Raw genomic sequence first — 6,062 nt, 5'->3', positions numbered from 1 at the left:
TGATTTCGAAACGTCGAGACGCGCTGCCCTCCTTATTCGGAGGAAGCCTTTGGGCTATGCTGGCGTGCGACACGAGCATTCGAGGCATGGGCATCGAAATTGGCGAGCAAAGAAGATGCTGCGGCGCAAATCGCGCGCATTCGACAGCGACTAGCTGACCTGGATGAAGAGCGACTCACGCTTGAGCGGGCGCTGAACGCGCTTGAGCTCCAGCTGGTCACTGATGATATTATCGTAGCCGAGCAGCTTACCTTCCCGAACGCGGCCGTGACCAACAACTCTCGGTCAGACGAAAAAATCGCCTTGTTCAGAAGTCTATTCGCTGGTCGCCCGGATGTTTTTCCGACGCGATGGGAAAACAAGAAGACCGGACGATCCGGGTATTCGCCCGCCTGCTCCAACGAATGGGCCAAGGGAATTTGTGGCAAGCCGCAGGTGAAATGTGGAGAATGCCCGCATCAGGCTTTCACTCCTCCTTCGGAGGAGATCATCGAAAAGCACCTCCGTGGCGGCGATTTCCAATCTGGAGATTTTGTCGCCGGGGTGTATCCGTTGCTACAAGACGAAACATGCTGGTTCCTCGCGGCTGACTTTGACAAGGACTGTTGGGCGGATGACGCGAGGGCATTGCTGGATACCTGTCATTCGAAAGGAATTGCCGCGGCTCTGGAGCGATCAAGGTCGGGAAATGGCGGTCACGTCTGGATATTCTTCTCCGAACCGATTCAGGCCAAGATTGCCCGACAAATGGGCGCGGCGCTGATCACGGAGACGATGGAGCGACGGCCTGAGATCGGCTTCACCTCCTACGATCGGTTTTTCCCCAACCAGGACACGATGCCACTTGGCGGCTTTGGAAATCTGATTGCGCTCCCGCTCCAGCGAAAAGCTCGGGAAGTCGGCGACAGCGTTTTTGTCGATGCGGACTTGCGGCCCTACGATGATCAGTGGGCGTTCCTGTCGTCCTTGCCAAGATTGTCGGCTGATATGGTCTTCCGCATTGCTGACGAGGCGGAACTGTCAGGGCGCGTGCTCGGCGTCAGGATGCCGGTGGATGATGAACATGCCGACGAGCCGTGGAAGATGTCACCGTCACGGCGTAGCGAGCCCCGGCGTATCGATGCTGCGATTCCCAAAAGCATCAAGATCGTGGTTGCCGATCAGGTCTACGTCGACAGAACGGAACTTCCGCCTGCCTTTGTCGCACAGTTCGTGCGCTTGGCGGCATTCCAAAATCCGGAATTCTACCGAGCACAGGCAATGCGGCTGCCAACATTCGGGAAGCCTCGGGTCGTATCCTGCGCCGAGCTTCATCCTCGGCATATCGCTCTGCCGCGAGGATGTCTCGACGAGGCCGTTGACCTCATAGAAGCCCACCGGGCGGTGACCATCCTGGACGATCATCGCGAAGATGGAACGGCGCTACCTGCAGGCGTTTCTTTCCAAGGGGAACTGCGACGACCGCAATCCCGGGCTTTTGAAGCTCTCGTAGCCCACGACACTGGAGTGCTTGCCGCCACGACGGCGTTTGGCAAGACGGTTGTCGCCGCCGCACTTATCGCCCATCGGGCCCGGAACACGCTGGTGCTTGTCCATCGTCGTGAATTGCTGACCCAATGGGTGGAGCGATTGAGTTCCTTTTTGAACATCGACCCGAAGCAGATCGGCGTCATTGGCGGTGGGAAAAGAAAGCCGACCGGCGTCATTGACGTGGCTCTGATCCAGAGCCTGGTACGTAATGGCGAGGTCGCCGACATCGTTGCAGATTATGGCCATCTGATTGTCGACGAATGCCATCATCTATCTGCTACAAGCTTTGAGCTTGTCGCGCGGCGATCAAAGGCGCGATACGTTGTCGGCTTATCTGCGACCGTCGCCCGGAAGGACGGGCATCATCCCATCATCTTCATGCAATGCGGCCCCGTTCGCCATCGGGTTGATGCAAGAGTTCAAGCTGCCGAGCGCGGCATTCGTCATCGCGCCCGCGACCGTTTGACGAGGTTTGAATTGCCGGCGTCCCTTGTCTCAGTCGAACGCCCATCCATGCCCGCGATTTACGCGGCGCTGGCGCAGGACCGCGGTCGGAATGACCAGATCTTCGACGACGTGCTGAAATCATTGGAAGCCAAACGTTCGCCCATCGTTCTGACGGAGCGAAAGGACCACCTCGACTATCTTCAGCAGAGGTTCACGCCGTTCGTGAAGAATTTGGTAGTCCTGCGCGGAGGCATGTCGGCGAAAGATCGCAAGCAAGCCAGCATGGCATTGAGTGTAGCCGACGAAGCTGAGCGCCTGATCCTTGCAACAGGCCGCTACATTGGTGAAGGATTCGATGATGCGAGGCTCGACACGTTGTTCCTGACGATGCCAATCGCGTGGAAAGGAACCTTGGCGCAGTATGTCGGTCGTCTGCATCGTCAGCATGACGGCAAAAGAGACGTGTTGGTGGTCGATTATGTCGACAATACCGTTCCCGTTCTGGCTCGCATGGCCGCAAAGCGACGGATAGGTTATCGCGCGCTGGGTTATGTGATCGAATAGAAGCGCCCCGCCAGAGACGGAACGCTGTTCATGGGGCTGAAGTCATCGAGGTTTATTTGTCGCGGCCGCGAGGGCGGCCATCAACTTGTCCGATGGCTCTCGGAACCTGCCTGGTTTGATAAGCGGCGCGTGATGTGCGTCGAGTAACGCGAGCTTCTCCGTCGGATCGGCACGCAGGTACGTCTCGGTAGTCTGGATGCTGGCGTGGCCGAGCCACAGCGCCACCTTGCGAACGTCTCCGGTTGCCTGGAGCGTGTGCATGGCGCAGCTATGCCGAAGCACATGCGGCGTGACGCTTTTGCCGGCAATCGAGGGCACCGTTTTGCCGGCTTTGGTGACGTGCAGTTGGAGTCTGTATGCGAATCCGTCGCGACTCATGCGCTTGCCATCCCGGCTCAGGAATAGTTCCGGACCCTGACCAACCGGCCGAACGGCCAGCCACGCGCGCAATGCGGCCTGAGTTTCTTTCCAGAGGGGCAGGATGCGTTCCCGTCGCCCCTTGCCGAGGACGCGAACGCTGGAAAGCGACCTGTCGGGGAAGTCTTCCACCCGCATCGCCAACAGTTCGGATGCCCGCAACCCGGCGGCGTAGGCCAGATGGAGCATCGCACGGTCGCGCACGCCGCCGCGCGTGCGGATGTCGGGCGCCGCAAGCAGCGCTCGAATCTCTTCCCGTGTCAGGTAATCGATAAGTCGGGTGTCCGTTCGCTTGACCGGCAGCGCGCGGATCATCATGGCCTGTTCGAGGCAGGCCGGTTGCCGGTGCTCGACGAAGCGAAAGAATGCCTTTATCGCTGAGAGCCGCGCATTGCGAGAATGGGCGGTATTATGTCGCCCGTCCTCGACATGCTCCAGAAAAGCTCTCACCAGTCCGACATCGAGATCCTCGATCATGAGGTCCGATGGCTGCCGTTTGAAACGCGCGGCAGCGAAACGCAGCAAGAGCGTGAACGCATGCGCATAGCTCGCGATTGTATGCGGGCTCGCACCGCGTTCATTCGGAAGGTGATTCTGCAGGAATGCGGAAAGGTCCGGAGCGAGCGGCGTCATGCTGCACCTCCGATGAAAGCACCTTCGGTTGCTGAGGCGATCGTGCGCAACAGGACAGGTGTTGCCTCGAGATACCAGTAGGTGTTGGCAATCTCGGCATGTCCCAGATAGGTGCTCAGTGCACGCATGTGCCGCAGAATAGCCTGCGGATCATTCCCGCAGGCTTCCAGAGACCGCACTGCGAAGGTGTGGCGCAGATCGTGCAGACGGGGACCCGGCCCTTTGGGGTTGCGAAATCCAAGCTGCCTGACAATCCGAACAAAGACTACGTGGGCCCTGGTCTTGGTCGGGGCATGACCGTGGCCCAGCACAAAGAGTTCGTCGCTTGCGCCACCAAACTCACGTCGAACTGCAAGGTACTGTTCAAGCGCGGCGCGGGTTGAAGCGTGCAACGGAACGAGGCGGCTTTTACCGAATTTGCCGCTGCGAACCATGAGGCCGTCATCCGTCAGATCATCGAAGCGGAGCGAAAGAGCTTCCGAGATGCGGAGCCCCGTCGAAGCAAGCAGCCCGAACAGATGATGATATGTAAGCGGGCTGATGGGAGCCAGGCCGGGCACCTTCAGTGCCTCTGCCATGATGCTTACGATCTGCTCCGGCATCAGAACGTACGGAGCTGGTCGCCGCCGGTTGCCGCGCCCCATCAGCCCCGCGGTCGGCACTTCGTGCCGAGGATCTTCGCCGTGCAGAAACTCGGCAAAGGCGCGGGCAAGGCCAAAACGGATACGGGCGGCGTTCGGCGTAGCCGCTCTACGCGCCCATTCCAGTATCAAATCGGCGGTGATGATGGTGGTGGCTCTTTCGTTGGCTAGCACCGCGAACTGTCTCAGTGCCGGTTCCTGCGCATCGAACTTCTTGCTGAGGGCGCGATGCAACTGGATATAGCGATCGACGTGTTGCTGGATCATGACGCTGCTCCCGGCCAGGGCTGGGCAACGGCTGCCAACATTGAAACATCCACCTTCGCGTAGATCGCCGTCGTGTCCCGAGAAGCGTGCCGGAGGGCGACGCCAATCTGATCGAGATCGGCGCCGTCGCGCAGCCAGGCGGACGCCAGTGAGTGACGGAACACATGAGATCCTGACGGCAGGTGGGAAAATCCACCGCGCTTCAGGATGCGAGCGACGATGCCGGCGATCTCGGCCGAAGAACGCAGCGGAGTAAACGGCGCTTGTATCCGCAGAAATACCCGGTCCGTCGAGGCGAAGGGCCGCGCATCCTCGATGTAGGCGAGAAGCGCATCGCCCGCATCCTGAGGCAGCGGAAGCATCGTTCCGCGACGACTTTTGCCGTGCAATCGGAGTCGACCGGCCTGCCACTCGATATCGGAAAGACGTAGCTGCCACACGTCTCCCGCCCTCAGCGCCATTCGCGCAAGCAGGAGGAGGATCGCACGATCCCGGATATCGACAGGCGCCGTAGTGCTACAAGATGCAATGATATCTTCAATCGTTGCCTTTGGGATCACGCGCGGAACAGTCGAAAGCTTCCGTCGAACTGCGGGTGGCACTGCGTGCAGCAGATGTGGGGCGCAAAGACCCTGACTGACAGTGAAGCGCAGAAGCGCGCGCAACACGGTCACCGTCATACGGATCGAAGAGCGCGTTCGTTCCGGACCCTGATCCAGAACGACCGAGCGGATTGTCGCTGCATCATAGTGAGCCGGATCCTTGCCGAGAATATCGATCCAGCGTCCGGCTTCTTGTCGATAGCGCCGGATCGTCTCCTCTGTTGTCCCGCGTTCGCGGCGCAGCCATTGGGCAAAACCGTCCAGTCGCGGATCGATCTCAAGAATATTGGGCGATGCGGAGGGATCGATCACACCTTGTTCCTGCAGGAAATTGACGAAGCGAAGAGCACTGCGACGGCGATCCCTGGTCCCTGAGCCATCTACCCGTAGGCCACGCTTGGTTCGGATGCCACACCGACAATCGTGCAGAGCAAACTGTTCAATGGTGACGTCAGTGATCTCTTTTGCGGGAATACGCATCTGCAAGATCCACTCGGCGAAATGCCGAGCCTGACCTAACCGGCCAGCATAAGTCACCTTGCTGTAGCCAGCGGCACTAAGCCCGACAGCGAAATCTGGCAGGTATTTGTCCAGTCGTTCGACACCGGTCGGAACGGTCACGATCCCGACATTCTCCAGATGCCGGAGAAACCGGCGGACGTCGGTCATGTAGACCGGATCACGCAATTGGTGAGGTCTATAGCGCCCGCAACGGCAGCGATGCCGCCCGAAACGATCAACCGCGGCCGCATCGAAATCCTTGTAGGCGAGATCGTGGGCACTCGCCCACCTCAGAAAATGCCGCGCCGCGCTCAGGGCACCTGCCGAGAGCTTGGGGTGCTGTCCGAGATAGCCCTGGACGAGAGCGGGATCTTCAAGAACGGCGGCGTTTTGGTCACTGCCGGAGCGAGAGTTGGGGTGGGAAGCCATGAGGGTGTCCTTCTGCTGTTGAGAGCAGAGG

Annotated in this window: 4 protein-coding genes; 1 reads left to right on the top strand and 3 read right to left on the bottom strand. The window is 59.6% G+C overall.

Annotated features, from left to right (window positions below):
- Positions 1–99: 99 nt before the first annotated feature.
- Positions 100–2,541: a DEAD/DEAH box helicase gene (locus tag KWJ32_RS27595; protein ID WP_151610717.1), complete on the top strand. Its 2,442-nt coding sequence runs from the start codon at positions 100–102 to the stop codon at positions 2,539–2,541.
- A 42-nt stretch (positions 2,542–2,583) separates the two neighbouring features.
- Here the strand turns inward: KWJ32_RS27595 and KWJ32_RS27590 are convergent, their stop codons facing one another.
- The 3 genes from KWJ32_RS27590 to KWJ32_RS27580 form a co-directional block, all read right to left on the bottom strand.
- The gene (locus KWJ32_RS27590; RefSeq protein ID WP_151610718.1) at positions 2,584–3,591 is read right to left on the bottom strand and encodes a tyrosine-type recombinase/integrase; all 1,008 of its coding nucleotides are present in this window, start codon (positions 3,589–3,591) and stop codon (positions 2,584–2,586) included.
- A complete protein-coding gene (locus KWJ32_RS27585; protein WP_151610719.1) occupies positions 3,588–4,499 on the bottom strand; it encodes a tyrosine-type recombinase/integrase in 912 nt (303 codons plus the stop codon). The genes KWJ32_RS27590 and KWJ32_RS27585 overlap by 4 nt, the downstream gene beginning before the upstream one ends.
- On the bottom strand, positions 4,496–6,062 hold a 1,567-nt coding region (locus KWJ32_RS27580; protein ID WP_256886599.1), incomplete at its 5' end, for a tyrosine-type recombinase/integrase. The genes KWJ32_RS27585 and KWJ32_RS27580, both read right to left, overlap by 4 nt.

It is taken from the genome of Ochrobactrum sp. BTU2, from assembly GCF_024539785.1.
Taxonomy (GTDB): domain Bacteria; phylum Pseudomonadota; class Alphaproteobacteria; order Rhizobiales; family Rhizobiaceae; genus Brucella; species Brucella anthropi.
This window is presented reverse-complemented; position numbering and strand designations above follow the sequence as displayed.